This window comes from Lactobacillus sp. UMNPBX17 (assembly GCF_002553735.1).
GTDB classification, from domain to species: domain Bacteria; phylum Bacillota; class Bacilli; order Lactobacillales; family Lactobacillaceae; genus Lactobacillus; species Lactobacillus gallinarum.
Window position 1 is genome coordinate 1 of the sequence record NZ_PCYT01000120.1, and the last position, 1823, is coordinate 1823.

Consider the following 1823-nt stretch of genomic DNA (forward strand, 5'->3'; position numbering starts at 1 on the left):
AAGACCAAGAATTATTCAAGGGATTTCTAATAATATTGGTATTCCAAATCAAGATACGTATTATGAAAAAATGGTAGATTTAATTTCTCTTTTTCATATTCAAAAATTAATTCAGAGTGAATTATTAGGTAAGTTTCAATATAATCAGGGTCAAAAATTAATTCAGAGATTTCATAGACATGATTGGTATAAAAAAGAAGAAAATTTAAGTAAATTCATCGATGACTTATCTATTTTGATTGAATACTTGAAGTAATCATGTATAATAATATGTAAGGAATCAGCGCTAATGACGTTGATCAACAAGGCTTCGTGCTAAGTTGATTCAGGTTTTAAGCATCATGCACTTATGTGTGTGATGCTTTTCTCATTTTTAATGGGACATTGGAGAAAGAGGAGATAGTCAAAATTGAACGATAATGAAAAATTCTAGCTTTGTTGATGTGAGACTAAAATTTTTTTGTTGCTATGAATCGCATAATGTTTATTGGTATAATTTATGTGTTTGTTAAGGTGTAGATAGTGTAAGTGGCTCCGGCAATCTCTTTGATTGAGGTTGGTGGGGCTTTTTTGTGATGTGGGTATAGATTAATTTTGGAGGATTATAATGTCGGCTATTAGATTGTTTGTAATCGGATTATTAGTAATTTTACTTCTATGTATCGGTGGTATTTTTTCGTTTTATTATGCAAACGATAAATATCGAAAGCTCTTAATAATCTCAATTAAAGATATATGTGAAGTGTCAGCAATTCCGCTGTGTTTAGAAATAGTTGATAATAGTTCGAAAATAGAATTTATATTTGTACTAATAAATATTATATTTGTTTATATTTATATGGATTATGAAAATGATAAATTAAATGAATCTAAAAAGTTTGCAGATAGTTTGCACTTTTCAAATCCAACTTTATCAATTCCTAAGACTATTTTTTTGGTAATACTGGGTATAGTAACATTAGCTAATTTAATTTATTTTATTTTTTGGTATTGATAGTATAGATAATTAATTCTATTAGAATAGTTTAGAAATTTATGTCCATGTCAAAATAAAATTAACGAAAAATAGTATAGAATAAAGATAATTAATAAATATATGGAGTAATTTGGTAATGAGTAATGATGGTGGAATAAAGGCCCAGTATGGTTTTTATTTTCAGAAATTAGTCTTTGTTTGGTATATGTTATCAAACGTAAGCAGAACAAATAACTTTGTTTATGAAGGAAAAGAAGATATAGATATTGATGAAAATGATGAAGATACTAATTTAGTATCTTTTAAAAATGAAAATTTAGAAGATATTCAAGTTAAAAGTGGTAAAGTAACACGATTAATTTGGGCTAAAGTTGTTGAAAATTGGATGGTTTTAGAGGATCAAAATCGAAAAACACTTGTAGCGGAAAATGATTTTGAATATGAAATAAATAGTGATGAAACAATAAATTATATTCTTAAAAATATAAAAGAAGGCAAACAAAAGAAAAAAACAGCCATATCTCGACAAGCCTATGATAATTTAAATAACAAGTTTGGTTATAACGAAGATCAATGGAAAAAACAAATTCAAAATACGGTAAATAATGCAAAGATTATAGTAAAAAGTTTAGATGAAGTTGAGAAAGAAATAGAAAACACTTATAAAGCAGACTATTGCTCAGATATTTGTACATATGAAGAAGCTAAAAATTTAAGAGTAGATTTATTTAAAAAAGAATCGTAAATTGCAATAATAAATTGAACACTTAAGCTGCTTGATAGATATGATCCAATTCTCTTTCAAAAATTTCATCTGGTGTATGATATGCCAATATTTTTCTTGGTA

At 26.4% G+C, this 1823-nt stretch carries 3 protein-coding genes; all 3 read left to right on the forward strand.

The genetic code is table 11. The features are described from left to right. Positions 1 to 256 (forward strand): hypothetical protein (locus tag CP368_RS10535; protein WP_369822656.1); only part of this gene is annotated, 256 nt, incomplete at its 5' end. Positions 257 to 607: 351 nt separating this feature from the next. Beyond that, on the forward strand, positions 608 to 994 hold the full coding sequence (locus tag CP368_RS09790) for a hypothetical protein (protein WP_098046050.1): 387 nt from the start codon (positions 608 to 610) through the stop codon (positions 992 to 994). A gap of 118 nt (positions 995 to 1112) precedes the next feature. Further along, on the forward strand, positions 1113 to 1721 hold the full coding sequence (locus CP368_RS09795) for a hypothetical protein (RefSeq protein ID WP_098046051.1): 609 nt from the start codon (positions 1113 to 1115) through the stop codon (positions 1719 to 1721). The last annotated feature ends 102 nt before the right edge of the window (positions 1722 to 1823 follow it).

What these genes read in the sequence shown, in the direction of transcription:
- CP368_RS09790 (WP_098046050.1), top strand. Translation starts at nt 608, where the DNA reads ATGTCGGCTATTAGATTGTTTGTAATCGGATTATTAGTAATTTTACTT.
- CP368_RS09795 (WP_098046051.1), top strand. Translation starts at nt 1,113, where the DNA reads ATGAGTAATGATGGTGGAATAAAGGCCCAGTATGGTTTTTATTTTCAG.